Source organism: Plantibacter sp. H53, assembly GCF_001650455.1.
Lineage (GTDB): Bacteria > Actinomycetota > Actinomycetes > Actinomycetales > Microbacteriaceae > Plantibacter > Plantibacter flavus_A.
Genome location: NZ_LWCT01000010.1, coordinates 59,710 through 86,316, shown reverse-complemented (window position 1 = coordinate 86,316; position 26,607 = coordinate 59,710). Strand labels below are relative to the sequence as shown.

The 26,607-nt window shown below is 71.3% G+C and carries 23 protein-coding genes; 13 read left to right on the top strand and 10 right to left on the bottom strand.

The features are described 5' to 3' along the window. Window positions 1–189: 189 nt before the first annotated feature. The 4 genes from A4X17_RS07355 to A4X17_RS07340 form a co-directional block, all read right to left on the bottom strand. Complete coding sequence (locus A4X17_RS07355) at window positions 190–1,881, bottom strand: aldehyde dehydrogenase (NADP(+)) (RefSeq protein WP_082915994.1); 1,692 nt, start codon at window positions 1,879–1,881, stop codon at window positions 190–192. 73 nt (window positions 1,882–1,954) lie between these two features. Continuing rightward, on the bottom strand, window positions 1,955–3,049 hold the full coding sequence (locus tag A4X17_RS07350; RefSeq protein ID WP_064295017.1) for a mandelate racemase/muconate lactonizing enzyme family protein: 1,095 nt from the start codon (window positions 3,047–3,049) through the stop codon (window positions 1,955–1,957). Between the two features lie 2 nt (window positions 3,050–3,051). Then, complete coding sequence (locus A4X17_RS07345; RefSeq protein ID WP_064295016.1) at window positions 3,052–3,993, bottom strand: 5-dehydro-4-deoxyglucarate dehydratase; 942 nt, start codon at window positions 3,991–3,993, stop codon at window positions 3,052–3,054. 14 nt (window positions 3,994–4,007) lie between these two features. After that, entirely contained in the window at window positions 4,008–4,976 is a 969-nt protein-coding gene (locus A4X17_RS07340) for an NAD(P)-dependent oxidoreductase (RefSeq protein ID WP_064295015.1), read from the bottom strand. 126 nt (window positions 4,977–5,102) lie between these two features. Here A4X17_RS07340 and A4X17_RS07335 point away from each other — a divergent pair, with 126 nt between their 5' ends. The 4 genes from A4X17_RS07335 to A4X17_RS07320 are packed head-to-tail and all read left to right on the top strand — an operon-like array spanning window position 5,103 to window position 10,456. Beyond that, complete coding sequence (locus A4X17_RS07335; protein WP_064295014.1) at window positions 5,103–7,133, top strand: DUF6807 family protein; 2,031 nt, start codon at window positions 5,103–5,105, stop codon at window positions 7,131–7,133. Further along, window positions 7,130–8,290 (top strand): Gfo/Idh/MocA family protein, encoded by a 1,161-nt coding sequence (locus A4X17_RS07330; protein WP_064295013.1) that lies wholly within the window; start codon window positions 7,130–7,132, stop codon window positions 8,288–8,290. The genes A4X17_RS07335 and A4X17_RS07330 overlap by 4 nt, the downstream gene beginning before the upstream one ends. Further along, entirely contained in the window at window positions 8,287–9,339 is a 1,053-nt protein-coding gene (locus A4X17_RS07325; protein ID WP_064295012.1) for a Xaa-Pro peptidase family protein, read from the top strand. The genes A4X17_RS07330 and A4X17_RS07325 overlap by 4 nt, the downstream gene beginning before the upstream one ends. 4 nt (window positions 9,340–9,343) lie before the next feature. Beyond that, window positions 9,344–10,456: a glycerate kinase gene (locus tag A4X17_RS07320; RefSeq protein WP_064295011.1), complete on the top strand. Its 1,113-nt coding sequence runs from the start codon at window positions 9,344–9,346 to the stop codon at window positions 10,454–10,456. Window positions 10,457–10,481: 25 nt separating this feature from the next. Here A4X17_RS07320 and A4X17_RS07315 read toward each other — a convergent pair whose 3' ends face one another. The 3 genes from A4X17_RS07315 to xylA form a co-directional block, all read right to left on the bottom strand. Then, a complete protein-coding gene (locus A4X17_RS07315) occupies window positions 10,482–11,525 on the bottom strand; it encodes an NADPH:quinone reductase (protein ID WP_064295010.1) in 1,044 nt (347 codons plus the stop codon). A gap of 117 nt (window positions 11,526–11,642) precedes the next feature. Further along, entirely contained in the window at window positions 11,643–13,076 is a 1,434-nt protein-coding gene (gene xylB, locus A4X17_RS07310; RefSeq protein WP_064295009.1) for a xylulokinase, read from the bottom strand. A gap of 129 nt (window positions 13,077–13,205) precedes the next feature. Next, window positions 13,206–14,396, bottom strand: a complete 1,191-nt coding sequence (gene xylA / locus A4X17_RS07305) for a xylose isomerase (RefSeq protein ID WP_064295008.1) — start codon at window positions 14,394–14,396, stop codon at window positions 13,206–13,208. A gap of 187 nt (window positions 14,397–14,583) precedes the next feature. On the opposite strand from xylA, the gene A4X17_RS07300 reads away from it, so the two are divergent. The 7 genes from A4X17_RS07300 (at window position 14,584) to A4X17_RS07270 (ending at window position 22,180) form a co-directional block, all read left to right on the top strand. Continuing rightward, on the top strand, window positions 14,584–15,630 hold the full coding sequence (locus tag A4X17_RS07300) for a LacI family DNA-binding transcriptional regulator (RefSeq protein WP_064295007.1): 1,047 nt from the start codon (window positions 14,584–14,586) through the stop codon (window positions 15,628–15,630). A gap of 227 nt (window positions 15,631–15,857) precedes the next feature. Further along, entirely contained in the window at window positions 15,858–17,048 is a 1,191-nt protein-coding gene (locus tag A4X17_RS07295; RefSeq protein ID WP_231884322.1) for a Gfo/Idh/MocA family protein, read from the top strand. Window positions 17,049–17,098: 50 nt separating this feature from the next. Further along, a complete protein-coding gene (locus A4X17_RS07290) occupies window positions 17,099–18,409 on the top strand; it encodes an extracellular solute-binding protein (protein ID WP_064295005.1) in 1,311 nt (436 codons plus the stop codon). Window positions 18,410–18,416: 7 nt separating this feature from the next. After that, window positions 18,417–19,343, top strand: coding sequence for a carbohydrate ABC transporter permease (locus tag A4X17_RS07285; protein WP_064295004.1), 927 nt, complete (start codon window positions 18,417–18,419; stop codon window positions 19,341–19,343). After that, the gene (locus A4X17_RS07280; RefSeq protein ID WP_079003217.1) at window positions 19,343–20,296 is read left to right on the top strand and encodes a carbohydrate ABC transporter permease; all 954 of its coding nucleotides are present in this window, start codon (window positions 19,343–19,345) and stop codon (window positions 20,294–20,296) included. Before A4X17_RS07285 ends, A4X17_RS07280 begins: the two co-directional genes overlap by 1 nt. A 49-nt stretch (window positions 20,297–20,345) precedes the next feature. Beyond that, complete coding sequence (locus tag A4X17_RS07275) at window positions 20,346–21,041, top strand: ThuA domain-containing protein (protein WP_064295003.1); 696 nt, start codon at window positions 20,346–20,348, stop codon at window positions 21,039–21,041. Beyond that, entirely contained in the window at window positions 21,026–22,180 is a 1,155-nt protein-coding gene (locus A4X17_RS07270; protein WP_231884321.1) for a Gfo/Idh/MocA family protein, read from the top strand. The genes A4X17_RS07275 and A4X17_RS07270 overlap by 16 nt, the downstream gene beginning before the upstream one ends. A 32-nt stretch (window positions 22,181–22,212) precedes the next feature. Here the strand turns inward: A4X17_RS07270 and A4X17_RS07265 are convergent, their stop codons facing one another. Beyond that, window positions 22,213–22,716 (bottom strand): metallophosphoesterase, encoded by a 504-nt coding sequence (locus tag A4X17_RS07265; protein WP_064295002.1) that lies wholly within the window; start codon window positions 22,714–22,716, stop codon window positions 22,213–22,215. Window positions 22,717–22,848: 132 nt separating this feature from the next. Here A4X17_RS07265 and A4X17_RS07260 point away from each other — a divergent pair, with 132 nt between their 5' ends. Next, the gene (locus A4X17_RS07260; protein WP_064295001.1) at window positions 22,849–23,460 is read left to right on the top strand and encodes a hypothetical protein; all 612 of its coding nucleotides are present in this window, start codon (window positions 22,849–22,851) and stop codon (window positions 23,458–23,460) included. 86 nt (window positions 23,461–23,546) lie between these two features. Here A4X17_RS07260 and A4X17_RS07255 read toward each other — a convergent pair whose 3' ends face one another. Next, window positions 23,547–24,020 carry a GNAT family N-acetyltransferase gene (locus A4X17_RS07255; RefSeq protein WP_064295000.1) on the bottom strand — a complete coding sequence of 158 codons (474 nt, stop codon included), beginning with the start codon at window positions 24,018–24,020 and terminating at the stop codon, window positions 23,547–23,549. 90 nt (window positions 24,021–24,110) lie between these two features. On the opposite strand from A4X17_RS07255, the gene A4X17_RS07250 reads away from it, so the two are divergent. Then, window positions 24,111–25,307 (top strand): ROK family protein, encoded by a 1,197-nt coding sequence (locus tag A4X17_RS07250; RefSeq protein ID WP_231884320.1) that lies wholly within the window; start codon window positions 24,111–24,113, stop codon window positions 25,305–25,307. A 235-nt stretch (window positions 25,308–25,542) separates the two neighbouring features. On the opposite strand, the gene A4X17_RS07245 is transcribed toward A4X17_RS07250, so the two are convergent. Continuing rightward, the gene (locus tag A4X17_RS07245; protein WP_064294998.1) at window positions 25,543–26,562 is read right to left on the bottom strand and encodes a LacI family DNA-binding transcriptional regulator; all 1,020 of its coding nucleotides are present in this window, start codon (window positions 26,560–26,562) and stop codon (window positions 25,543–25,545) included. Window positions 26,563–26,607: the final 45 nt, after the last annotated feature.

Below are 26,607 nucleotides of genomic sequence, written 5' to 3'. Positions count from 1 at the left end.
GGACGGGTGCGGCGTGTTGGGGTGTGGGACGGGCCTGGCCGGGGTGGCGCGCCGGGTGTGTCCTGAGTTGTGAACGTGGGTGGGTGTGGGTGGTGGGGTGTCCCCTTCTCAGGAGACGTCCGGTGTGTCGGGGCTGGGCTGGGGCGGCACGTCGGGGGAGTCCTGAGTCGGGGACGGACAGGACGGTCGTCAGGCGCGGGTTGCGGTGGGGAGCTCCAGGACGCCGTCGACGCGGCGGGGGAGACGGAGCGGGTTCGCCTCGTGCAGGGCCTCGGGGAGCACACGCTCGGGTGCGTCCTGGTAGACGATCGGACGCTGGAAGCGGCGCACCGCCGACGCGCCCACCGAGGTGTGGAGCGAGGTCGTCGCCGGCCACGGTCCGCCGTGGTGCTGCGCCCAGCCGACCGCGACACCCGTCGGCCAGCCCCCGAAGAGCACTCGCCCGGCGATCGGCTCGAGCCGCGACACGAGACCGGCGATGTCCTCACCGGGTGCCGCGTGCACGGTCGCCGTGAGCGCGCCACCGACCTCGGCCAGGACCGCGTGCAGCTCGGCGTCGTCCGCGACCTCGATGACGAGCGTCGCCGGCCCGAAGATCTCCTCGAGCAGGACGTCGGGCGCGTCGAGGACCGTCACGGCGGTGGTCGCGAGGACGGTCGGAACGCCGGAATCCGCAGCCGCCGTCCCGTCGCCGAGGAGCGTCCGCACCCCGGGATGACCGGCGGCGCGAGCGGTGCCCGCGGCGTACGCCTCGGCGATGCCCGGCGTCAGCATGCGCCCGGCGACGGTGTCCGCCGCGGCCTGCGCGACGAGCTCGGCGAACCCGCTGCCGCTCGGCACGAGCACGAGACCGGGGTTCGTGCAGAACTGCCCCACACCGAGGGTGAACGACGCCGCCAGTCCGCGCGCGAGTTCACCTGCCGCCTCGCCCTGCAGTGCGGCCTCGGTGATGACGACCGGGTTCGTGCTGCCGAGCTCGCCGTAGAACGGGATCGGGGCCGGACGCTGCGACGCGAGGTCGAACAGTGCGCGCCCGCCGGCGAGTGAGCCGGTGAACCCGACCGCGGTGATCGCCGGGTGCTGCACGAGGGCGGTGCCCTGCTCACGACCCTCGACGAGCGCGAACGTGCCGTCCGGGGCGCCGGCCGAGCGCAACGCCTCGGTGACGATCGCCGCGGTCAGTCGCGAAAGCCGCGGGTGGGCGGAGTGCGCCTTCACGATGACCGGACATCCGGCAGCCAGGGCTGACGCCGTGTCGCCACCGGCGACCGAGAACGCGAACGGGAAGTTGGACGCGCTGAAGACCGCGACCGGCCCCGTCGGCCGGAGCATGCGTCGCAGCTCCGGCTTGGGCGGGGTGGCGGAGGCATCGGCGTGGTCGATGACGACCTCGAGGAATGCGCCGTCGCGGAGGACGGCGGCGAACAGCCGCAGCTGGCCCGTCGTCCGCGCGACCTCGCCCGTGAGGCGCGCGGTCCCGAGGTGGGACTCCTCGTCGGCGAGTGCGACGAGCTCGTCGACCCGTCCGTCGAGGGCGTCGGCGACGGCCTCGAGCCAGGCGGCGCGGGTCGAGGGCACGGTGGATGCGAGCTCGGAGGAGGCCGCGCCTGCTGCCGCGGCGACCTCGTCGACGGTCGGAACGGCGGCGCGGCCTACGCCGGACGCGGCGTCGCCAGTGTGACCTGCGGGCGTGACGGTGTCGCCGCCGTGGCGCACGCTGCTGCTGCTGCTGCTGCTGCTGCTGCTGCTGCTGCTGCTGCTGCCGTTGCCGCTGCCGTCGGCGTCGTCGATACGTCCGCGGACGCTGTCCGAATCGTCGGTGCGCGACCTGGCGGGGGTGGTGCGGTCGATCGTGCCGGTGCTGTGGTCGGTGTCGTGCATGGTGATGACTCCTCGGGGATGCGGATGCGGCTGATGGAGATCGGGCGAGTGGCGGATCGGGCGGCGGCCGGGCTCAGCGCGCGACGGGAGTGGTCTCGACGACCCGGTCGCGGATCACGAAGCCGATGCCGGGTCGCCGCTCGGCCTGCACCAGGCCCTCCGCGATGGTGACCGGCCCGGGCGGGTCGATGGCGCCGATCGCGACGAAGCCCGCGTCCTCGACGTCCTCGACCTCGGTGACCTGCGGGAGGGCGAGAGCGAGCTGCCCGGAGAGGTCGGGGAGCAGGTGCGGGGCGAGCGTCAGCCCGGCGTCGTCGACGAGCGCGGCGATCGCGAGGAAGGGGGTGATGCCGCCGACGCGCACCACGTTCGGTTGCAGGACGTCGGCGACGCCACGGTCGACGAGGTCGCGGAACCGGTGGATCGTGTGCACGTTCTCGCCCAGCGCGATCGGGATGTCGGTCGCCTGGCGCAGCCGTTCGTACCCCGCGGTGTCGTCGGAGCGCAGCGGTTCCTCGATCCACGCCGGGTCGACGACGCCGAGCCGTTCCAGGGACGAGACCGCGCGGTCGACGTCCCAGCGCTGGTTCGCATCGATCATGAGCCGGCGGTCCGGTCCGAGCAGTTCGCGCACCATCGTCACGCGGTCGACGTCCTCGGCGAGGTCTGGCTTGCCGACCTTGATCTTGACGGCGTCGTAGCCCGCCGCGATCCACCGCTCGACCTGCGCGGCGAGCGAGGCGGCGTCGAGGTGGAGGTTGACGCCGCTGCCGTACGCCCGGACCGTGTCGCGTCGGCGACCGAGGAGGTCGGAGAGCCCGAGACCGGCCCGTCGCCCACGGAGGTCCCAGAGCGCGGTGTCGAGCCCGGCGAGCGCGATCGTGGTGATCCCGCCACCACCGGCCTCGTGTAGATGCGTCCACAGCCGGGGCCAGAGCGATTCGGGGTCGGTCGTCGATCCGAGGGCGGCGGCCGCGATGTCGTCGTCGAGCAGCGCGCGGACGGCCGTCGCTCCGATCGTCGGTGTCCACGTGAAGCCCGAGCCGGTCGCCCCCTCGTCGTCGACGACGTCCACGCGGATGAGATGCAGCCACGGCGCCTCGGGCACCCAGGGGCGTGGCATGGTGAACCGGCCGAGCGAGGTGGTGATGGAGGCGATCCCCGGCATCGTCAGCGTCCTGCGACCAGGGTCGCGTGCTCGGCGACGAGGTCGGCGCCGGTCGCGAGCAGCGCCTCCAGGCCCTCGGTCTGCTCGGGGGTCGGATCGACGAAGGGCGATCGCACGGAACCGACCGGCAGACCGCCGAGCCGGACGCCGGCCTTGATGAGCGACACGGCGAAGCCGGGGGTCTCATCGCGGAGGGCCACCAATGGACGGTAGAACTCGCGCAGCAGGCGTTCTCGGAGCGGCTCGTCGTGCTCGGTGTACGCGCGGTAGAACAGCGTCGCGAGCTCCGGCAGCATGGCGAAGACGGCCGAGGAGTAGAGCGGGATGCCGATGCCGCGGTAGGCGGCCTGCGTGAGCTCGGCGGTGAGGAGGCCGTTGAAGAAGGCGAAGTCGTCTCGGCCCTCCTCGTGCACCGCCAGCACGATGTCCTGGGCGGCCGCGACGTCGCCGACGCCGTCCTTGAAGCCGACGACCTGCGGGTTGCGCGCGAGGTGGCGCATCGTCGCCGTCGTGTAGCGGGCGTTGTTCCGGTGGTAGACGATCGCCGGGAGGCTCGTCGCCGAGAGGACGTCCTCGACGTACGCCTGCAGTCCGGCCGCCGGCCCGGAGACGAGGTACGGCGGCATGAGCAGGATCGCGTCGGCTCCCGCCTCCTCGGCCGCCGCGGCGAGTTCCTTCGCGGTCGCCACGCCTCCTCCGGCGCCACCGATGACCGGGACGGCGCCGTCGACGACCTCGACGGTCCGCCGGACGACGCGGGCGGCCTCCGACGGCGACATCGCGTGCAGCTCGCCGGTGCCGCAGGCGGGGAACACCCCTCCGGGGCGGTGTTCGAGTCGCGACTCGAGGTGGGTGCCGAGGAGCCCCAGGTCGACCTCGCCCGCGGCGTCGAAGGGGGTGATCGGGAAGTACAGGACGCCGTCGAAGGCGAGCGGTGCTGGCATGGTGGAGGTCCTCGTCATCGTGGGGCTGGGGCTGGAACAGGAATGGTGGCCGGCCGGCCGGTGTCGGCGGCGAGCAGATCGGTGAGCCTGGCCGCCTCGGCGGGGCTGAGCACGGATCGCCAGTCGTGCTCCGGCCGCCACCCGAGGTGGGCGGTGGCCTTCGCGCTGCCGAAGGCGGCGGCTCGGTCGACGAGTCCGTCGGCGAATCCGGCGGTGCTCGGGACGTGAGCGGGCAGCAGGGTGGACAGGGGCGTGAGGGCAAGTGCGTCGTCGGCACCGACGAAGTAGATCTCACCGGAGTGCCGGGCTTCCGCGCGATCGATCCAGGCGGCGACGAAGCGACCTGCGTCGCGCGCGTCCACGTAGTTGTACAGGGACACGGCTGCGAGGGCGGGATCGGCGAGCCGGTCGACGATGGTGTGCCCCTGCTGCGTCGGTGCGCCCTCCCACTCCTCCGGGGAGACGACGAAGCACGGCCGGAAGGCGCCGGTCACGACGGCGTCGCCGTGGGCTCGGGCGAGCATCGCGACCGTCGACTCGATCGCGACCTTCGACAGCGCGTAGGCGTTCCACGGGGCGACCCGGTGCTCCTCGGTGATGGGGAGCGCCTCGGGCGTCCACCCGTGCGGGGCGCCGTAGCCGATGACGGTCGGGCTGCTCGCGGCCAGTAGCCGGGTGGCTCCGGCGGCGATCCCCGCGGTGAGGGCGGTGAAGGCGAGCGTCTGGTTGGTCGAGAGGATGACGTGCTCCGGCGCGCTGAAGGGCACGGCGATCGCCGCCAGGTGCACGACCGCGTCGGGCCGCAGGGCGGCGAAAAGCTCATGGGTGGCGTCGTGGTCGAGGAGGTCCGCGGTCCGGCCCTCGACGCCGGGGATCCCGGGGTCGGTCCGATCGACGGAGACGACCTCGTGGCCTGCTTCGGTGAGGGAGCTCGCGACGCTCCGCCCGAGTCGTCCTGCGCCGCCGGTGACGATGATGCGCATCGGTGTCCTCTCTGACCACGTCCGGGTCGACCAGGCCGACCGCGTCGACCAAGAAACCGGTTTCTCGGGGTGAGCCTATAGGATGATTGACGACGGCACCACCCATGACGAGTTGGACGAGGACGAATGAGCAACCGGTTCCCCACTGCTGGCCCGACGCCGACGATCTCGGACGTCGCCGTGCAGGCGGGCGTCTCGAAGGCCACCGTGTCGCGCGTGCTCAACGGCAAGGCCACCGTCGACGCGGCGATCGCCGACCGCGTCCTCGCCGCAGTCGACGCCCTCGGCTATCGGCCGAGCATGCTGGCCCGAAGCTTGTCGCTCGGCCGCACGAACACCATCGGGGTGGTCGTGCCCGACCTCGAGAACCCGATGTTCCAGGAGATCCTGCGCGGGGTCACCCGGGCCGCGGCAGCCGACGGCTACCGCGTCCTCGTGACCGACACCGAGGAGGACCCGGCCGACGAGGCGGCGGCGGCCCGCGAAGCCCGTCGTCGCTGCGACGCGATCGTCCTCTGCTCACCCCGCCTGGCCGAGCCGGAGCTTCGAGCGCTACTCGCGGAGCTGCACCCGGTCGTGCTCGTCAACCGCGAGCTCGCCGACTCGCCCGTTCCATCGGTGTCCATCGACTACGCGAGCGGCATGGAGCAGGTGCTCGCCGAGCTGCACGCACTCGGGCACCGGCACATCCTGTACCTCGCGGGGCCCGCCGCGAGCCAGGGCGATCGCCTCCGACGGGTCGGTATCGCCCGTGCCCGCTCGGACCTCGGCGATCTTTCCGTCGACATCGTGACGGCCGGCTCTGCGCTGGTTGACGGCGCGGCGGTCGTCGAGACGGTGGTGCAGCACGACGCGACCGCCGTCGTCGCCTTCAACGACCTCGTCGCCCTCGGGCTCGTCTCGGCGCTCCGCGGTGCCGGTGTGTCCGTCCCCTCGGCGCTCAGTGTGGTCGGCTTCGACGACATCCCGTTCGCGGCGTTCGCGGTGCCTGCGCTCAGCACGGTGTCCGTCCCGCGGCGCGAGCTCGGTGCCGAGGCGTGGAGCAGACTGCGCGACACCATCGGCGGCGCGGACGGTGGACACCCGCTCGTCTTCCGACCGCGGTTCGTCGCCCGGGAGAGCACCGCAGCGCGCCCGGCCGCGAGTCCAACGGTCTGGCACGGAACCAAGCAGCACCCCACGTCACCGGAGCCGACCGCCCGGCTCGGCGACCGCGAGGTCCTCGTCCTCCACGACGGCAGCGACCTCGGACCGACCGACGCCCCGCGACCGTTCGCACACCCCGTCACCTCGCTCGGCGGGACCGTCGTCACCGAATCCGCTCCCGACGACCACCCCCACCATGTCGGTCTCTCGATGGCCGTCGCCGACGTCGACGGTGTCTCGTACTGGGGCGGTCGCACCTACGTCGCCGGGCAGGGGTCGACGATGCTCGACAACCACGGTGCCCAGCGCGTCACCGAGACCGAGGTGGACGCCGGTGTGCTGCGTCAGTCGCTCGACTGGGTCGGGCGCGACGGGACGACGCAGCTGCGGGAGTCGCGCAGCACGGTCGTCGAGGCGTTCGCCCTGCCCGGATCCGATGTCGGGAGCGGGAGGTCGGCGCTCCGCGTCGCCGTCTCCAGCGTCCTCCACACGGCGGGATCGACGGTGACGATCGGATCGCCGGCCACGAACGGTCGTGAGGGCGCCGGGTATGGCGGATGGTTCTGGCGGCTGCCCGCGGACGCCGGACGGTCCGTCCTCAGCGCGGAGGGGCCAGGGGAGTCGACCGCGCACGGCTCCCGTGCGGCGTGGGTCGCCTTCGTCCTCGACGCCGACGGGAGCGCCGACCCGGAGACGGGTGACGCGGCCGAGTCCGCCCCGACGCCGGCTCGACGCCCCACGACCGTCCTGTTCCGACAGCCCGCAGCGAACCCCTTCCCCTGGTTCGTCCGTGCGGCCGAGTACCCGGGAGTCGGGGTCTCGCTCGCCGCCACCAGCCGCACCACCATCACCGCCGACACCCCGCTCGTCACCGGTCTGGAGGCGGTCGTCGTCGACGGCGCCCTGGACTCGGAACAGGCGGACGCCATCCACCGCGCGCTCCTCACCGCCGAGGAACGCCGCACCGAACCGCGCAGCACCGAACCGCGCAGCACAGGGAGTGACGCATGACCAGCACCGACCACACCACCGTCCCGACCGTCGTGGTCGTCGGGATCCACGGCCATGGCGCCAGCCACGTGGCGGCAGCCAGGGCGCTCGCCGCGACCGGCGCGATCCGCCTCGTCGGCCTCGTCGACCGGACCTTCACCGAGGAGGACCGCGCCACCGGGGACGCACCGCTCCGCGGTTCGCTCGAGGAGTGCTTCGCCGCCGGGCGGGTGGACGTGGTCATCCTCTCGACGCCGATCCACACGCATCTGGACCTCGCCGTCACCGCGCTCGAGCACGGCGCCGACGTCCTGCTCGAGAAGCCGCCGGTGACCTCGAACGACGAACTCGATCGGTTGCAGGCCACCGCCGCCCGGACCGGAGGGCTCGTGCAGGTCGGGTTCCAGAGTCTCGGATCGCACGCGATCGGCGAGATCGCGGCCATCGTCGACAGCGGGGAGATCGGGGCCGTGACAGCGCTCGAGGCGAGGGGAACCTGGGTCCGCACCGTCGGGTACTGGACGCGTGCCGCGTGGTCGGGCAGGCGCTCGCTCGACGGTGTACCCGTCGTGGACGGTGTCGTCACCAACCCTCTCGCGCACGCGGTCCAGACCATGCTGCGGCTCGGCGGTACGACCGACCGTGCGGCGATCGCCACCATCGACCTCGATCAGTACCGGGCCAACGACATCGAGGCCGACGACACCTCGGTCGTCCGCATCACCCCACAGCGCGGTCCGGTCATGACGGCGGCGCTCACCCTGTGCGCGCAGGCGACGACCGACCCGGTGGTCACGGTGCACGGGGAGCTCGGCTCGATCCGGTTCCACTACACGCGCGACGAGGTCGAGGTGGTCGTCGACGGCGTCACCCGGCGACGCTGGACCACAGGCCGGACCGAGCTGCTCCCCGACCTCCTCCGCGCGCGCGAGGCGGTCCGGGCGGGTCAGGACGCCGCACTCGTCAGCTCCCTGGCCGACGCGTCCGCCTTCACCGCCGTCCTCGACGCGGTCCGATCGGCCCCAGCGCCGCACCCCATCCCCGCTGATCTCGTCGAGTGGTTCGGGACGGGCGACGAGCGCCGCCCGGTGATCCCGAGAATCGAGGAGCTCGTCGCCGAAGCGGCCGCCACCGGCAGCACCTTCGCCGAACTCGGGGCCGATTGGGCCCGGCGATGAACGACGAGCGACCCGGGCCGGACGAGGACGACCGCCGGCGCAAGCACGCCCGGCTCGTGTCGCTCCTGGAGGCCCGCGGAGCAGGCACGATCGTGCTGCGGTCCGCCGCCGCGGTCAGCTGGTACCTCGACGGCTCGCGCGTCCATGTGAGTCTTGCGGCCGACCCGATCGTCGCGGTCGTGGTCTCGCCGGGCGACGCGTGGCTCGTCGCGACCTCCAACGAGGTGGACCGGCTGCAGGCCGAGGAGCTGCCCGACATCCGCGTTCGGACGGTGCCGTGGCATACGCCGATCGACACGGTGCTGCCGAGCGGGGACGGGGTGCTGCAGGAGGCCGACGTCGCCGCCGAGCTTCGGGCGGCGCGTGCGTCGCTCCTCCCTGCCGAACTCTCGCGGTTCCGTTCGCTCGGGCGGGCGACGACGTCGGCGCTCCAGACGCTCGTCGACGAGGTCGCTCCTGACTGGACGGAACGCGAGGTCGCCGCGGACCTCGCCGGGCGCCTCGTCGCGGCCGGGATCGACCCACTCGTCCTCCTCGTCGCCGGGGAGGACAGACTCGCCCATCGGCACCCGCTGCCGACCGAGGGGCGACTCGGTTCCCGGGCCATGGTCGTCGCCTGCGGCCGCCGCGACGGGCTCATCGTGAACCTCACGCGGTGGTTCGACGAGGGCGGCACCCCGGCCGAGCCGTTCGCCAGGGGCATGCAGCGCATCCGGGCCGTCGAACGTGCCTATCTCGACGCCACCGTGCCGGGTGCCTCGCTCGCCGACATCCTCCGGACGGGGAGTGCCGCTTACGCCGAGCAGGGCTTCGACGTCGAGGAGTGGACGAAACACCATCAGGGCGGTGCGGCCGGCTACGCGGGACGCGATCCGCGCGCCACGCCTGAGGCGAGCGACGTCGTCCAGCCCTGGCAGGCGTTCGCCTGGAACCCGACCGCCCGCGGCGTGAAGGTCGAGGACACCGTCGTGGTCACGCCGGACGGTGTCGAGGTGCTGACGACGAGCTCGGCCTCGACCCACCAGATCCCGTCCACCATGGGAGGCTGAAGACATGACCCAGCACATCGTCATCGCACCGGACTCGTTCAAGGGCACGGCGACCGCCGCGCAGGTCGCCGAGGCGATCGCCGACGGGTGGCGGACCGTCCGGCCGGATGACCTCCTGCAGTCGCTTCCCATGGCCGACGGCGGCGAGGGCACGCTCGACGCATTCGCGGCCGCCGTGCCTGGAGCGCGTCGGCACCCGATCACGGTCACCGGCCCGGTCGGCGACCCGGTGGACGCCGAATGGCTCGAGTTGCCCGACGGCTCCGCGGTCGTGGAACTGGCGCAGACGAGCGGGCTGACCCTCCTCGACCCCCTACAGCCGTTCGCAGCGCACACCGTCGGCTTCGGCGAGGCCATCGCAGCCGCCCTCGACCACGGTGCGCGACGACTGCTGCTCGCGATCGGCGGAAGCTCCAGCACGGACGGTGGAGCCGGACTCCTGTCCGCGCTGGGCGCCCGGTTGATCGACGCCGACGGCGGTTCGACGGCGCACGGCAATGCGGGGCTGGCGACCCTGGACCGGATCGACACCACCGGCCTCCGCGCGCTGCCGGCCGACGGTGCGGTCATCCTCAGCGACGTGACCAACCCGCTGCTCGGCGACCGCGGCGCCGCAGCGGTGTTCGGACCGCAGAAGGGGGCAGACGCGACGGACGTCCCCGTCCTCGACGCGAACCTCGCGCGGTTCGCGCGTCGAGCCCAGGACGCCTTCGGCCAGGACCTCGCTGACGCGGCAGCGGTCGAACCCGGCGCCGGTGCCGCGGGCGGTGCGGGCTTCGGCCTCCTCGTGTGGGGCGCCACCGCCACCTCGGGCGCGGGTGGTGTCGGTGAGGCGATCGCCCTCACGGAGGCGGCCGCCGCGGCGTCGATCGTGATCACGGGCGAGGGCCGCTTCGACGACCAGACGGCCGACGGCAAGGTCGCCTCCTGGGTCGCCGGGCTCGCGGCGGACCGGACCATGCTCGTCGCCGGGGCGATCCAGGCGCCCACCGAGGGGATCTTCCTCGCGGCGGCTTCGCTCACGGAGCTGGCCGGCGGCGTCGAGGCGGCGATGGCCGAACCGCTCGTCCACCTGCGCGCGGCAGGGGCGGCACTGGCCACCCAGTACCGCCCCTGATCACGTCACCCGGCGGTGACGTACGTCATGCGGTGACGTCGATGAGGACCTTCCCGACCGTGTCGTCCTCGACGGCGGCGTGGGCCGCAGCCGTCTCGGCGAGCGGGAACACCGTGAGCGCCAGACCGTGGTCTTCGCCGACGTGGAGCGCGCCGTCCTCGATCGCGGCGGTGATGTCCTCAGCGGCGGCGTGGAGCGCGGCGTCGCCGACCGTGTAGAGCAGCATGAACTGGAGCCGCGTGTTGAGCCCCATGTGCGGACGGATGTCGAGCGTGATCGAGTCACCGCCGTTGTTCGCGTAGCTGACGACCGTGCCGCGCGGGGCGAGGACCGCCTGGTCGAGGGGGAGGTTCTGCGCGATCGCGACCTCCACGACGAGGTCGACGCCGTCAGGCGCCACCTCGCGGATCGCCGCGGCGGTGTCGCCCTCGCGGTAGTTCACGACGTGGTGCGCTCCCGCGGCGGTCGCGAGGCGGGCCTTCTCGTCGCTGCTGATGGTGGTGATGACCGTCGCGCCGGCCCAGCGCGCGAGCTGGATCGCGGCATTGCCGACGGCGCCGGCGCCACCCTGGACGAGGACCGTCCGACCGTCGAGGGCACCGGGGGTGAGGCGGGTCGGACCATCCTGCGCGACGGTGAGTGCACGGTGCGCGGTCATCGCGGGGACACCGAGGCTGGCGCCGAGTTCGAAGGACGCGGCGTCGGGCAGGGGGACCACACGGGAGGCGGGCTGGACCGTGAACTCCTGGGCCGTGCCCAGCGGGCTCTCGTGTGCAGCGAGGTACACCCAGACGCGGTCGCCGACGGCGAAGGTGGTCGTGGTCGCCGCGTCGCCGGCAGCGGGGCCGACCGCGTCGATGACGCCGGCACCGTCGAGGTTCGGGACGACCTCAGGGAAGGGCATGCCACCCGAGGGGCCGCCGCCGCGCCTCGTCTTCCAGTCGGTCGGGTTGACGCCGGAGAACGCGAGCTTGACACGGACCTCGCCGGGGCCGGGCTCGGGGAGCTCGCGCTCGACGAGGTGGAGGACGGACGGGTCACCGTTGGTGGAGTAGACGATCGATCGCATACCGTCGCCAACGTCTCCGCCTCGCGGAAGATTCCGCGGTGGCCCTTCGACAGGCTCAGTGACCGGTGGATGTTCGCTCAGTGACCGGGAGGGGTCGGCTCGGCGACCGGTACCGGCTCAGGCTCGGGCGGCGTACTGCTCGCGGGCGATCCCGGAGGCGTCCGCAGCGACTGCGTCCGCCTGGTCGGCACCGTCGCCGGCTCCCACCACGGTCCACACCGGACGGGTCCCGCTGAGCGCCCAGGCCGCCTGCACCGCTGCGCCGTCGGCGACGTACTCCCCGGGTGCCGGTACGACGACCGGGACGTCGAAGACCTCGCGGGCGATCGCCTGCACCGCCGGGTTCTGCGCCGCTCCGCCGATGAGGAGGACCCGTTCCGCCGTGACGCCCTGTGCGAGCACCGCGTCGAGACCGTCGGCGAGTCCGCAGAGCAGCCCCTCGATCGCCGCCCGGGCGAGCCCCTCCCGCGTCGTCGACTCCAGGCTCATGCCGAAGAGGGTCGCCGTGGCGTCCGGCTGGTTCGGCGTGCGCTCACCCTCGAAGTACGGCTGGAGCACGAGACCGCGCGCTCCGGCCGGGGCCTCGAGCGCGAGTCGACCGAGTTCCGCGTGGTCGACGCCGAGTAGCGCGGCCACCGCGTCGAGGATCCGGGCGGCGTTGAGCGTCGCGATGAGCGGCAGGAACGCGCCGTCGGCGGAGGCGAACCCGGCGACGGTGCCCGAGCTGTCGCGGACCACGGCCGGCGTCACGGCGAACACCGTCCCGCTCGTCCCGATCGACACGACGACGTCGCCGGCCGTCGCCCCGAGCCCGAGGGCGGCTCCCGCGTTGTCACCGGCGCCCGCCCCGATGACGGTGTCCGGCCCGATGATGCCACCGTCGACACCGGTACCGGCCGACTCCTCCGGCGCGAGCACACGCGGGAGGATCGCATCGTGGCCGAGCGCTGCGACGAGCAGCTCGCGGTCGTACTCACCGTCGGCGGGCGACCAGTACCCGGTGCCGGAGGCGTCGGATCGGTCGGTCGTCAGTTCGGCGAGGTCCGCGCCGAGTGGGCTCTCGTCTGCCGGACCGAAGCCGCGCAGACGCCAGCTCAGCCAGTCGTGGGGGAGCGCGACGGCGGCGACCTCGGCGGCGTTCGCGGGTTCGGCATCGCGCAGCCAGCGCAGCTTCGTGATCGTGAAGGAGGCGACGGGGACGCACCCGGTCCGCTGGGCGAGTTCCGCAGCGCCGAACTCCGTGATGAGGTCCGTCGCGGCCTGCGCGCTCCGGGTGTCGTTCCAGAGGAGTGCCGGACGGATGACGCGTCCGTCGACGTCGAGCGCGACCATGCCGTGCTGCTGGGCCGCGACCGACACCGCGGCGACATCGGCCAATCCGCCTGCGGCGGAGGCCGCCTCCTGCAGCGCCTGCCACCACGCGGCCGGGTCGACCTCGGTGCCGGCCGGGTGCGCCGAACGACCTTCGCGGACGAGCGCTCCGGTCTCGGCGTCGCGGATGACGACCTTGCAGCTCTGGGTGGACGAATCGATGCCGGCGACGAGCGTCATCGCTCTCCCTGTTCTCGGTGGTGGGCGGTCGGGTGACCGCCGGGTCTGCTGTGGGGTGGAACGCGGAACGGCGTTCCGCCCCCGATCCTCTCGGATCAGGAGACGGAACGCCAGGTTCGCGGGTGTCGGCTAGCGCGCGCCCATGAGGTGGTCGACGGCCAGCTGCTGCAGGCGGACGAACCCGAAGCCCTTGCCGCCGAAGTAGGCGTCGGCGTCGAAGTCCTCGTACGACGAGCGGTCGGCGAGCAGCTGCTCGACGGTCTCGCCGGGGTTGAGCGTCGGCTCGCGCAGCTCGGGCACGCGGGCGGCGGCCAGCGCCTCCTGCACCTCGGGGTCGGCGCGGAACGCCTCGGCGCGCTCCTTGAGCAGCAGGTACATGCGCATGTTGGCGGCTGCGGAGTCCCACACGCCGGTGATGTCCTCGGTGCGGCTCGGCTTGTAGTCGAAGTGACGCGGGCCGTCGTACGCGGGGCCGCCGTTCACGCCACCGTGCTCGAGGAGGTCGACGAGCGAGAACGCGTTCTGCAGGTCGCCGTGACCGAAGACGAGGTCCTGGTCGTACTTGATGCCCCGCTGGCCGTTGAGGTCGATGTGGTAGAGCTTGCCCTGGTAGAGCGCCTGGGCGATGCCGGCGGTGAAGTTGAGGCCCGCCATCTGCTCGTGGCCGACCTCGGGGTTGATGCCGACGAGCTCCGGGCGCTCGAGGGTCTCGATGAACGCCATCGCGTGGCCGAGCGTCGGGAGCAGGATGTCGCCGCGGGGCTCGTTGGGCTTCGGCTCGATCGCGAAGCGGATGTCGTAGCCCTTGTCGGTGACGTAGTCGCCGAGGAAGTTGACGGCCTCGCGGTAGCGCTCGAGCGCCGCCTGCACGTCCTTCGCGGAGTCGTACTCGGCGCCCTCGCGGCCGCCCCACATGACGAAGGTCTTGGCGCCGAGCTCGGCGGCGAGGTCGAGGTTGCGGAGCACCTTGCGGAGGGCGAAGCGTCGGACGGCGCGGTCGTTGGAGGTGAAGCCGCCATCCTTGAACACGGGCGCGCTGAACAGGTTGGTGGTCACCATCGGCACGATGACGCCGGTGTCCGCGAGCGCCTGCTTGAGGCGGTCGATCTGCTTCTGGCGTTCGGCGTCGGTCGAGCCGAAGGCGAAGAGGTCGTCGTCGTGGAAGGTGAGACCGTAGGCGCCGAGGTCGTTCAGGCGGGTGACGGCCTCGACCACGTCGAGGTCGGGGCGGGTGGGGCCACCGAACGGGTCGGTCCCGTTGTAGCCGATCGTCCAGAGGCCGAAGGAGAACCGATCGGCTTTGGTGGGGGTGAGGCTCATGCGTGCAGTCCTTCAACGTCGTTGGTGAGTGGATGATTTGTTGTTAACCACAACTTATAGTCGAGAGTAGCAGATCGTCGGCCTCGCGTCACCGGTCGAAGGTCGCGAAATATTTCGTTAGCATGGGCAGAACTTCTCGCTGGAGAGACGGCCGTCCGGCCCGACGGAGCGGGATCGGAGGACTCGGATGAGCGACGACCTCGCGGTGCAGACCGCTGGACCCGGTGCCGTTGGCGGGCGCGCGACCCTGTCGCGCATCGCCAGGGAGGCCTCCGTGTCGGTGTCGACCGCCTCGAAGGTGCTCAACGGGCGGCCGGGGGTGTCGCCGGACACCCGGGAGATCGTCGAACGGCTGCTGGACCGCCACGGGTACAGTCGCCGCGGTGCCGAGCTCGCGCAGGGCTCGCTCATCGAGCTCGTCTTCGAGTACATCGACAGCTCGTGGTCGCTCGAGATCATCCGCGGTGTCGAGAAGGTCGCGCGCCAGCACGGCATGAGTGTCACCCTCACCGAGACGGGCGCTCGGCGATCGACCGGCGAGGGTTGGGTCGAGAGCATCATCTCGCGGAAGCCGGTCGGGGTCATCCTCGTGTTCTCGGACATCGACCCGGCGTACCGGCGCCAGCTCCACACGCGCAACATCCCGGTCGTCGTGGTCGACCCGGCGGGGGACCCGGGCCCGGAGGTCGCCGCCATCGGCTCCACGAACTGGTCCGGCGGGATGGCCGCGACGCGCCACCTCATCGAGCTCGGTCACCGCAGGATCGGCTTGATCTCGGGCCCGCAGGACCTCATGTGCTCGCGGGCGCGGGTCTCCGGCTACCGGTCTGCGCTCGAGGAGGCCGGGATCCCGCTCGACGAGACGATCCTGCGCCGCGGGGAGTTCATCCCGGAGGCGGGGCGCGTCCTGGCGCTCGAACTGCTGCAGCTCGAGGACCGGCCGACCGCGATCTTCGCCGGCAACGACATGCAGGCGTTCGGTGTCTACGAGGCGGCGCGCTCGCTCGGGATCTTGATCCCGGAGCAGCTGTCGGTCGTCGGGTACGACGATGTCCCGCCGGCCAAGTGGGTCGGCCCGGCTCTCACGACCATCCGGCAGCCGCTCATCGAGATGGCCGAGGAGGCGACCCGCCTGGTGCTGAAGCTCCGCTCCGAGACGGTCGACAACATCCGCCTCGACCTCGCCACCTCCCTCGTCGTCCGGGGTTCGACCGCTGCCCCGCCCACCCCCTAGCCCGCGAACTGTCACTCGCCGCTCGTCCCGGCGGTCGGGACTGTGCCGGAGCGACAGTTCGCGGGTAACGGTGGGGATGGGCTGGTGGGCGATGGGTGCGAAAAGTTTCCAATAGGGGATGGGGAAGTTGCGGGGAAACGTACGGCGGGGCTAGCTTCAGGGCACCGCAGCGAAGCGATCCGGAACCCCGGGGCCGCAGCTGCGCGAGCAGCTCGGGAGCGTTGCACATGGCGGGAAGCGGACGGCCGGAACTCCGGGTCGCGATGATCGGATACGGCTTCATGGGAGCCGCACACTCGCAGGCCTGGCGCACCGCACCGCGCTTCTTCGACCTCGACGCGGAACCGGTCATGGCGACGATCGTCGGCCGCAATCCCGAGGCACTCGAGGCGGCCCGAGTGAAGTTCGGCTGGGAGTCGGCCTCGACGGACTGGCGGAGCGTCGTCGCCGACCCGTCCATCGACATCGTCGACGTCTGCACGCCCGGGTCCTCGCACGTCGAGATCGCGATCGCCGCCCTCGAAGCCGGCAAGCACGTCCTCTGCGAGAAGCCGCTCGCCAACAGCGTCGAGGAGGCGGAGCTGATGGTCGCCGCGGCCGAGGCGGCGAGGGCTCGCGGCGTCCGCTCCATGGTCGGCTTCAGCTACCGTCGGGTGCCCGCCATCGGGTACGCCCGCCAGCTCATCGCGGAGGGCGCGCTCGGCGACGTCCGTCAGATCCGCGCGCTCTACCTCCAGGACTGGCTGAGCGACGCGGAGGGTCCGATGACCTGGCGCCTCGACAAGGACCAGGCCGGCTCCGGCTCGCTCGGTGACATCGGCGCGCACGCCATCGACCTCGTGCAGCACCTGACCGGCGCCCGACTCGACACCGTCAGCGGGACGCTCGCCACCTTCGTCACCGAGCGACCACTCCTCGGCGAGACCGTCGGCCTGAGCGGGACCGCCTCGGAGGAACGCGGCGCGGTCACCGTCGACGACGCCGCCTGGTTCACCGCGAAGCTCACGGGCGGACTCGCGGACGGCGCGATCGGTGCCTTCGAAGCGACCCGCTACGCGACCGGCCGGAAGAACGCGCTCCGCATCGAGCTGAGCGGATCGCGCGGAGCCATCGCCTTCGACCTCGAGCGGATGAACGAGCTCGAGGTGTACGACGCCACCGCTCCTGCCGGTAAGCAGGGCTTCACGCGCATCGTCGTCACCGAGCCGGAGCACCCGTACATGGCCGCCTGGTGGCCGACCGGCCACGGCATCGGCTACGAGCACCCGTTCTCGCACCAGGTGCGCGACCTCGTCCAGGCCATCACCGCCGGCACCGATCCCGAGCCGTCCTTCGCCGACGGGCTGCAGGTCCAGCGGGTCCTGCGTGCCGTCGAGTCGAGTGCGGCGAACGGCAGCGCCTGGACACCCACCGACTGATCCGTCCCCATCGCACCATCAGCAGCAGCACCCACCAAGGAGAGAACGCAATGACGCTTCGTACTTCATCCCGTCGTCGGACCCGACTGGCCGCAGTCGCCCTCGGCGTCTCGGCCCTCATGCTCGGCGCGACCGCCTGCTCCAGCGGCGGCGGCGCCCCGAGTGGCAGTGCCACCCTCTGGGGCCTCACCGGCACCGACGAGGACACCGTCCTCGGCCCGTCGCTCAAGGAGTGGAACGCCGCCAACGCCGACGGCCAGGTCGCCGCGACCTACTTCCAGAACGACGCCTACAAGACCAAGATCCGCACGGCCGTCGGCGCGGGCAGCGCTCCGACCATCATCTACAGCTGGGCGGGCGGCACCCTGAACTCCTATGTGGACGCCGGCAAGGTCGCCGACATCACCTCGGAGACCGCGGACGCGAAGGGCAAGTTCCTCGAGTCCGTCTGGAACCAGGGCGTCATCGACGACAAGGTCTACGCGGTGCCGATGAACGCCACCACGCCGATCATGTTCTACTACAACAAGGACGTCCTGAAGGCCGCCGGGGTCGAGGTCCCGACGAACTTCGACGAGATCGTCGACGCCATCCCCAAGCTCAAGGCCGCAGGCGTGGCCCCGTTCTCGCTCGCCGGTGCCTCCAAGTGGCCGTCGCTCATGTGGGAGGAGTACCTCGTCGACCGCGTCGCTGGACCCGAGGCCTTCAACAGGATCATGGCCGGCGAGGCCGACGCGTGGAGCGACCCCGGCATCATCGAGGCGAACGAGAAGATCCAGGAGCTCGTGAAGGCCGGCGCGTTCGTCGACGGCTACGCTTCGGTCACCGCCGACAGCAACGCCGACGTGGCCCTGCTCTACACGGGCAAGGCCGCGATGATGCTCCAGGGCGCCTGGGTCATGACGACCTTCAAGCAGCAGGCGGCCGAGTTCGCCGAGAAGGGTCTCGGTTACACGACCTTCCCCGCCGTCACCGGTGGCAAGGGCGACCCGTCGAACATCGTCGGCAACCCGTCCGGGTACTTCTCCATCTCCGCCTCGGCGACGAAGGAGCAGAAGGCCAGCGCGCTGAAGTACCTCACCGAGGGCGTGTTCGACAAGGGTTACATCGACCGCATGGTGAAGGCCGGCCAGGTGCCGCCCATCACCGACATCGACTCCGAGATCGCGGACGCCGGCGGCGACTTCGGCACGACCGTCTACGACCTGACGAAGAACGCCAAGAACTTCCAGATGTCGTGGGACCAGGCGCTCCCGCCGGCACAGGCGACCGCGCTGCTGACGAACCTCGACCAGCTGTTCAACCTGCAGATCACCCCGCAGGAGTTCTCCGACAACATGAACAAGACGATCGGACAGTGATCTCCCGATGACCGTCACCCGTCCATTGAACGGGGCCCGAGGGGCCGGTGAGGCAGCGATGCGCCGCCGCACCGGCCCCAGTGGCTGGATGGTCGCGCCGGCGCTGGGCTTCTTCCTCGTCTTCGCGATCATCCCGCTCATCGTCGCCCTGTACCTGAGCTTCACCCGCTGGGACGCGATCACCGACCCCGCGTGGGTCGGCCTCGACAACTGGGCTTCCGTCCTCGTCGACCCGGTCGCGATCGACGCGCTCGTCCTGACCCTCAAGGTCATCGTGATCTCCTGGATCGTCCAGACCCCGATCAGCCTGCTGCTCGGGACCTGGACCGCCGGCAAGCAGCGCAACCGGGCCGTCCTCGGCGCGATCTTCTTCCTGCCACTCCTGCTGTCGTCGGCGGCGACGGCCATCGCGTTCAAGGCGATCCTCGACCCCAACTTCGGCCTGTCGGCGTCGCTCGGCATCCCGTTCCTCAAGCAGGACTGGCTCGGCAACCAGCAGCTCGTGCTCTTCGTCGTGATCTTCATCATCGCGTGGCAGTTCGTGCCCTTCCACACGCTCCTGTTCCAGGGTGGCGTGCGGCAGATCCCGGCGTCCCTCTACGAGGCGGCCGAGATCGACGGTGCGGGGACGGTCAAGCAGTTCTTCCACATCACGCTCCCGCAGCTGCGGTACACGCTCGTGACGTCGTCCACGCTCATGATCATCGGTTCGCTCACCTACTTCGACGTGATCTTCGTGCTCACCGGCGGCGTTCCGAGCGCGGGCACCCGCATCCTCCCGATCCTCATGTACGTGACGGGCTTCTCCGCGAGCCAGTTCGGGCAGGCGAGCGTCATGGCGATCATCCTGGCCGTCATCGGTCTCGCCATCGCCCTGCTGCTCACCAAGCTGAGCGGCTTCGCCAAGATGGACAGTCAGCAGGAGGGCCTCTGATGTCAGCGACCAACCCACTCACGAAGCCCGGTGCACTCCCGACCGGGAGCCTCGACACGGTCAGCGTCTCGACCGCCGGGTCCAAGCGCGGACGCCCGGGCGAGCACGAGACGCGAGGCAGACGCCCCCGCGGTGCCCGCCGTAAGCCGAACATCATCGGCGGGATCGGCGCCTGGATCTGGCTGCTCATCATCGTGCTGCCGATCTACTACATCGTCATCACGAGCGTGCGCCCGCAGGCCGGCTTCTTCTCGAGCAACCAGCTCATCCCGCCCACCGACCCGACCCTCGACGGCTACGCGCTCGTCTTGCAGAGCGACTTCTTCCTGTACCTCGGCAACAGCGTCGTCATCACCGTCGCGAGCGTCGCCGTCACCGTGTTCGTCTGCCTCATGGCCGCGTACGCGATCGTGCGCACCAACTCCCGGTTCACGCGGGGAGCGTTCTCGTTCTTCCTGCTGGGCCTCGCGATCCCGCTGCAGGCGACGATCATCCCGCTGTTCTACATGCTCAGCAAGGCGGGACTCTACGACACCCTCCTGGCGCTGATCCTGCCGTCGATCGGCTTCGCGGTGCCCGTCACCGTGCTCATCCTGTCGAACTTCATCCGCGACATCCCCAAGGAGCTGTTCGAGTCGATGACCGTCGACGGGGCGTCGAGCTGGCGGACCCTCGTCTCGCTCGTCCTCCCGCTCGCCCGGCCGGCGATCGTCACCGTCGCGCTCTACAACGCGCTCAACGTGTGGAACGGCTTCCTGTTCCCGCTCGTGCTCACGCAGTCGCCGAGCAACCGCGTGCTGCCGTTGTCGCTGTGGACGTTCCAGGGCTCCTTCAGCGTGAACGTGCCGGCCGTGCTCGCCGCCGTGGTGCTGTCGACCCTGCCGATCTTCATCCTGTACCTGTTCGGCCGACGCCAGTTGATCAGTGGCATGACCGCCGGCTTCAGCAAGTAGTGCCGGTCGCGAGTCGACCGGAGACCGAACCACCCCCTGAGAGGAACACATGACTGACAAGCAGGCGCTCGTGGTGCGAGGCGGCTGGGACGGGCACATGCCCGTCGAGACGACCGCGGCCTTCATCCCCTTCCTGGAGGCGAACGGGTTCACCGTCCGCGTCGAGGACGGGACCACCGTCTACACGGACACCGACTACCTCGACACGGTCGACCTCATCGTGCAGATCAACACGATGAACACCATCGAGCCGGAGGAGTTCGCCGGCCTGCAACGCGCCGTCCTGAACGGGACGGGCATGGCCGGTTGGCACGGCGGGATCGCGGACTCCTACCGCAACAACGCCGACTACCTCCACATGATCGGTGGCCAGTTCGCGCACCACGCCGGCAAGGACCCGGCCGAGCGGACGGGGGAGCAGTCCGACAACTACATCCCCTACACCGTCCACATCACCGAGTACGGCCGGACGCACCCCATCACCGAGGGGATCGAGGACTTCGACCTCGTCACCGAGCAGTACTGGGTGCTGAGCGACGAGTACAACGACGTCCTCGCGACGACGACGCAGGAGGTGCGGCCCTGGGACGCGTGGAACCGTCCCGTCACGGCGCCCGCCATCTGGACCCGCCAGTGGGGGAAGGGCAGGATCTTCGTGTCCGCGCCCGGCCACCGCATCGAGATCGTCGAAGACCCGAACGTCCGCACCATCATCGAAAGGGGCCTGCTGTGGGCAGCACGCTGAACGGGTCATCGGAGAGCACTGGAGGATCCGTCCTCCGGGTCGGCGTCATCGGCGTCGGCAACATCTCGAAGCAGTACTTCGCCGAGTTCCCGAAGCTGCCGAACCTCGAGCTCGTCGTCGTCGCGGACCTCGACCTCGCCCGCGCCGCGGAGGTCGCCGCCGAACAGGGCGTGCGGTCGTCGAGCGTCGACGAACTGCTCGCCGACCCCGAGGTCGACGTCGTCCTGAACCTCACCATCCCGGCCGCGCACGCCGAGGTCGCGCTCCGGGCTCTCGAGGCCGGCAAGCACGTCTACGGGGAGAAGCCCCTCGCGCTGTCGACCGCCGAGGCACGACCGGTGCTCGAGCTCGCGGCGGCGAAGGGCCTCCGCGTCGGCAGCGCGCCGGACACCGTCCTCGGGTCCGGGGTCCAGACGGCGCTCGCCGTGCTCGACAGCGGCGCCATCGGCCGGCCGATCGCCGCGGCCGTCGCCTGGAGCGCTCCGGGACACGAACTGTGGCACCCGGCTCCCGCGTTCTACTATCAGCCGGGTGGCGGACCGCTCCTCGACATGGGGCCGTACTACCTGACGAGCCTCGTGTCGTTCTTCGGTCCCGTCGTGCGGGTGTCGGGCGCGGTCGCGCGGTCGGATCGTGAGCGGTCGGTCGCGACCGGAGCGCTGGCCGGGACGCCGATCCCGGTGCACGAGGAGGTCGACACGCACGTCACCGCGATCCTCGAGCACGCGAACGGGGTGGTCTCGACCGTGACGGTCTCGTTCGAGGTGTGGGCGAGCCGCGCGCCGCTCTTCGAGGTCTACGGGACGGGCGGGACGGTCGCCGTGCCCGACCCGAACCGGTTCTCGGACCCGGTGGAGATCGCGACGGCCGACGACCGCACCTGGCGTGCCGTCCCCGACAGCGCCGGCTTCGTCGACGCCGGGCGCGGGGTGGGCCTGTCGGACCTGGCCGAGGCGATCGAACAGGACAGACCGCATCGGGCATCGGGTGACCTCGCGTTCCACGTGTTGGAGATCATGGAGGCGATCATCGTCGCCGGTCGTGAGCACCGCGTCGTGGAACTGAGCAGCACCGTCGATCGTCCGGCACCCGTGGCCCGCGAACTGTCACTCCGGCACAGTTCCAGCCGCTCGGACTAGCGTCGAGTGACAGTTCGCGGGCAGGGGGAGGGTTAGCGGGCGACCGGAAGCAGGCGGACGTCGGTGAGGGTGCCGTCGGTCACCCGCGCGGTCATCATCGTGCACTCCGGTTGACGACGGCGGTCCGTCGGCGACCCGGGGTTGAGCAGACGCAGACCCGCGGGGGAGACGGTGTCCCACGGGATGTGGCTGTGTCCGAAGACGAGGACGTCGGTGTCGGGGAAGGCCTCGTCGGCCCGTCGCTCGCGACCGGTCGCCGCCCCCGTCTCATGGACGACGGCGAACCGCAGGCCGTCGAGCTCGAAGCGCGCGACCTCGGGAAGACGCGCGCGGAGGCCTAGGCCGTCGTTGTTGCCGAAGACACCGACGAGGCGGGAAGTCCGGGCCTCGAGGGCGTCGAGTGTCGCCTCATCGACCCAGTCACCCGCGTGGACGACGAGGTCGGCCGTGTCGACGGCGGCCCAGACCGCGTCCGGCAGGACCTTCGCCCGCTTCGGCAGGTGGGTGTCGGCGAGGAGGAGCAGCGAGGTCGGCATGGTCCCACGGAAGCGGATCGCGCCGACCTCGTCAACCGGGTGGTGCCCCCGCGCCTGTCCACCGGCACGGGGACCGGGCAGCGGATCCCCGTTCACGGGCACTCCCGCAGGAGGGGCGACTAGGGTGATCCCATGCCCGCAACCGACCTTCGTTTCTCCGGGAGGATCGCCGGCTACGGCACCACGGGCGGCGTCCGCATCGTCCTCGGGCTCTGGTCCACCTCGCCGTTCGGCTCGTTCGCCGACGCGATGATCGAGGACTCCCGCGGCAAACGCCTGCTGCTCGCGCCGACCCAGGAGATCGCCGACTTCATCTCCTCCACGTACACCTTCGACGACGTCGAGATCGGCACCGTCGGCTGGACCCGCCTGCCGACGGGGCTCCGCTTCGTGGGCGGTCCGCTCGACACGACCCTCCGCATCGGCGGGAGCTCTCCGCTCGGTCGTGCGCTCCGGGTGGTCCCCAAACCCGTGGCCGTGAACCCCGTCTGGCTGCAGACGATCGACCCCCTCGCCCGCGTGCTCCAACCCGGCGCCCGGACGGCAGGCTCCGCCGGCAACGGTCGACGCGAGTACTACGGCGTGACCGGCGCCCGCCGCATCACCGCCGCCACCGCGAGCTGGTCCGGTGCCGACCTCGGCACCCTCGCCCGACTCGACCCGCCCGTGCGCTTCGGCTTCGGCTCCGCGCCGGCCGACCCGCACCTCGTCGACATCGTCACCACGGTCCGCCAGCCCGCGTGAGCTGGTCGGGCGTCGCGCTGCTCACCCGCTAGCCGGTGCCGGTGCCGGCGTCGCAGGAGGAGATCCGCGCGGTGGCAGGACGTCACTCAGCCGAACGTTTTGCTGCCGTGCCGATCTCCTGCTGTCGAGCCGCGGACCATCCAGACGTCGACCTCGTCCTCGCGTTCGAGCGTGAAGCCGTGGCGCTCGTAGAGGCGGCGGGCCGGGCTGCCCTGCAAGACGTTCAGGCGGAACGGGCGCGGATCACCGTCATCGGCCAGGAGCTGCGTGAGCACCGCGGTGCCGAGGCCCGCGCCCTGGTGTTCGGGCGCCAGATAGAAGTGCTCCACCCACCGCTCGCCGGGTTCCGGGCGGAGGGCGACCAGCCCGGCCGTGACGCCGTCGACCTCGATCACCGAGGTGTGTTCCGGTCGATATCCGCTGAGGAAGCGCTGACGCACACGGCTCTCGTCGTAGCGGCCGAGGCGCTCGAGGTCGGGTCGCATGACGACGGCACGCAATTCGGCCATCCAGGTCGAGTCGTCGATGGTGGCGGGGCGGAGTGTCCAGGCGGCGGGCATCCATCCAGTCAACCATCCGCGGCCGGAGGCGGGTGAACCGGCGTGTGCTCGGATAGGGGACACTGGAGGGATCGAGCAGAGGGTGTGCGTGTGAGCGAGTCGACAGCGGTCGGGGCGGGTCCAGCGGGCGGATCCGGCATGGGGAGCGGACTCGACTCGGTGCGCCGTCGCAACCTCGGCCGGATCGTCGAGCTCGTGCATCAGGGCGGCGTGCAGTCGCGGTCGGCGCTCACGAGGACGACCGGGCTCAACCGGTCCACGGTCGCCGCGCTCGTCACGGAACTCGCCTCGATCGGTATCGTCACGGAGTCCGTCCCGGTCGGTGGGCAGGGTGTCGGCCGGCCGTCGCCACTCGTCTCAGCCGGCCCGCGAGCCGTCGCCTTCGCAGCGAACCCGGAACTCGACGCGATCACGGTGGCGGCCGTGCGACTCGGCGGCGAGGTCCTCGAGCGCGTGCGTCGCGAGGTCGACACGACACCGACGGCGGCCGAGGCGACGGCGATCATCGCGCAACTGGTCGCGGAACTCGCCGACCGCCTGCCCGAAGAAGCTCGCGGCGGCGGTGGGATCGGGCTGGCGGTCCCCGGTCTCGTCCGGGACGCCGACGGGGTCGTCCGGCTCGCACCGCACCTCGGGTGGGTCGACGAGCCCTTGGTCGAACGGCTGCGTGCCGCGACCGGTCGTGCGGTGTTCGCGGCCAACGACGCGAGTCTCGGCGCCCGGGCGGAGCGGACCTTCGGGGCGGGCCGCGGTATCGACGACCTCGTCTACCTGAACGGTGGCGCGAGCGGTATCGGTGGTGGCATCATCGCCGGCGGCCGACCCGTCGGTGGTGCGCGCGGCTACGCGGGGGAGTTCGGCCACACCTCGGCGACGACCGCCGGCAATGCGCTCGAAGACGCCGTGCGACGCAGCGAGCTCCTCCGTGTCGCCGGTCTCGCCGCCGGGGACGACGCGGTCCTCGAAGCGGCGCTCGCCGAGGGCATCGCGGCCGATCCGGCCGGGGCGATGCGGGAGGAGGTCGTCCGGCAGGCCAGGACGCTCGGACGGGCGCTCGCCGGGACGGTGAACATCCTCGACCCCGAACTCGTCGTCCTCGGTGGGCATCTCGGGATCGTGCTCGAACTGGCGTCGGAGGAGTTGCACGATGCGGTCCGTGAGCGGGCGCTCGTCCCGCCGTTCGAGGACGTCTCGATCGTGCGCGCGGAACTCGGCCAGGACCTCCTGCTCATCGGTGCCGCGGAACTCGCGTTCGATCGACTCATCGCGGACCCCGCCGCCTGGTGATCGTCACCCTGGGTGCTGTCGGCCTGGTGGTCAGCGCGGTGCGCCGACGTGAGATGTGCTCACCCGGTGTCAGCGCGGTGCGCTGACGCGAGATCGCGCGAATCGGCGTGGGAGCGGGGCGTGGACCTGAGCGCGGGTCTCCAGAGGGGCGCGCTCACGCGTGTGACCCGCGCTCACGTCAGCGCACCGCGCTGGCACCACCACCACCACCACACCAGACGCGACCTCGAAGGGGTCAGAAGGCCGGGCGACCCGTCGACTTCCGCACGATCAGCTCCGGCTCGATCGTTCCGCGGTACCCGACGGCGTCGACCTCGAGGTTGCCGAGCAACCGCGCGACACAGCGACGCCCCAGCTCGTCGAAGTCCTGCCGCACGGTCGTGAGCGGCGGCCAGAAGTGCGGTGCCTCCGGGATGTCGTCGAACCCCACGATCGACACGTCCCGGGGCACGTCGTACCCCTCGTCGCGGATCGCGTGGATGAGACCGAGCGCCATCTGGTCGTTCGAGGAGAAGATCGCCGTGAAGTCGCGCACCCGCATGAGTTCGATCCCGGCGCGATACCCGAAGTCGGCGGTCCAGTCACCGAGGATCGGCGCGGTCGTCGGCACGTCCTGCGCGCTCATCTCGGCGAGGAAGCCGTGCATGCGCGCCTCCGCCTCGATCCAGTCCTGCGGGCCGGCGAGGTGGTAGATGTTCCGATGCCCGAGCTCGATGAGGTGCCGCGTCGCCAAGCGTCCACCGGCGACCTGGTCGACACCGATCGAGTGGTCGTCGAGGTCACCGCCGGACTGCACCGCGATGAACGGCACCCGTACCTGCAGCTCCTCGATCGCCCGGAACACCCGGACCTGCGGCGCGATGACCACGATGCCGTCGACCGACTGCGCGAGCAGATGCTCGACGGCGGCGACGATCGACGCGTCGGAGACGTCGGGCAGGTTCGCCGTGCTGACGAGGTACCCGGCGTCCTTGCTCGCGTTCTCGATCGCCTGGATCATGCTCGCCGGACCGTACTGCGACCGCTGGCTCGCGAGCACGCCGATCGTCCGCGACCGACTCGTGACGAGCGCCCTGGCCGCCCGGTTCGGACGGTAGTTGACCTCGTCCATGACGGCGAGGACCCGGTCGCGGGTGGAGTCGCGGATGCTCGGGTGGTTGTTGAGCACTCGCGAGACCGTCTGGTGGGAGACCCCGGCCAGGCGCGCGACATCACGGATATTGGGGGCTCGCCCCCGTTCGGCGTCGTCGCTCACGGATTCCTCGGACCTCGATGTGCACGGTCACATTTCGTGCTGCAC

Coding starts and splice junctions, on each gene's coding strand:
- xylA (WP_064295008.1), bottom strand. CDS start 14,396: ATGAGCCTCACCCCCACCAAAGCCGATCGGTTCTCCTTCGGCCTCTGG.
- A4X17_RS07260 (WP_064295001.1), top strand. CDS start 22,849: ATGCCCGCAACCGACCTTCGTTTCTCCGGGAGGATCGCCGGCTACGGC.
- A4X17_RS07330 (WP_064295013.1), top strand. CDS start 7,130: ATGACCAGCACCGACCACACCACCGTCCCGACCGTCGTGGTCGTCGGG.
- A4X17_RS07295 (WP_231884322.1), top strand. CDS start 15,858: ATGGCGGGAAGCGGACGGCCGGAACTCCGGGTCGCGATGATCGGATAC.
- A4X17_RS07355 (WP_082915994.1), bottom strand. CDS start 1,881: ATGCACGACACCGACCACAGCACCGGCACGATCGACCGCACCACCCCC.
- A4X17_RS07300 (WP_064295007.1), top strand. CDS start 14,584: ATGAGCGACGACCTCGCGGTGCAGACCGCTGGACCCGGTGCCGTTGGC.
- A4X17_RS07255 (WP_064295000.1), bottom strand. CDS start 24,020: ATGCCCGCCGCCTGGACACTCCGCCCCGCCACCATCGACGACTCGACC.
- A4X17_RS07290 (WP_064295005.1), top strand. CDS start 17,099: ATGACGCTTCGTACTTCATCCCGTCGTCGGACCCGACTGGCCGCAGTC.
- A4X17_RS07340 (WP_064295015.1), bottom strand. CDS start 4,976: ATGCGCATCATCGTCACCGGCGGCGCAGGACGACTCGGGCGGAGCGTC.
- A4X17_RS07315 (WP_064295010.1), bottom strand. CDS start 11,525: ATGCGATCGATCGTCTACTCCACCAACGGTGACCCGTCCGTCCTCCAC.
- xylB (WP_064295009.1), bottom strand. CDS start 13,076: ATGACGCTCGTCGCCGGCATCGATTCGTCCACCCAGAGCTGCAAGGTC.
- A4X17_RS07325 (WP_064295012.1), top strand. CDS start 8,287: ATGAACGACGAGCGACCCGGGCCGGACGAGGACGACCGCCGGCGCAAG.
- A4X17_RS07280 (WP_079003217.1), top strand. CDS start 19,343: ATGTCAGCGACCAACCCACTCACGAAGCCCGGTGCACTCCCGACCGGG.
- A4X17_RS07265 (WP_064295002.1), bottom strand. CDS start 22,716: ATGCCGACCTCGCTGCTCCTCCTCGCCGACACCCACCTGCCGAAGCGG.
- A4X17_RS07275 (WP_064295003.1), top strand. CDS start 20,346: ATGACTGACAAGCAGGCGCTCGTGGTGCGAGGCGGCTGGGACGGGCAC.
- A4X17_RS07345 (WP_064295016.1), bottom strand. CDS start 3,993: ATGCCAGCACCGCTCGCCTTCGACGGCGTCCTGTACTTCCCGATCACC.
- A4X17_RS07320 (WP_064295011.1), top strand. CDS start 9,344: ATGACCCAGCACATCGTCATCGCACCGGACTCGTTCAAGGGCACGGCG.
- A4X17_RS07350 (WP_064295017.1), bottom strand. CDS start 3,049: ATGCCGGGGATCGCCTCCATCACCACCTCGCTCGGCCGGTTCACCATG.
- A4X17_RS07335 (WP_064295014.1), top strand. CDS start 5,103: ATGAGCAACCGGTTCCCCACTGCTGGCCCGACGCCGACGATCTCGGAC.
- A4X17_RS07285 (WP_064295004.1), top strand. CDS start 18,417: ATGACCGTCACCCGTCCATTGAACGGGGCCCGAGGGGCCGGTGAGGCA.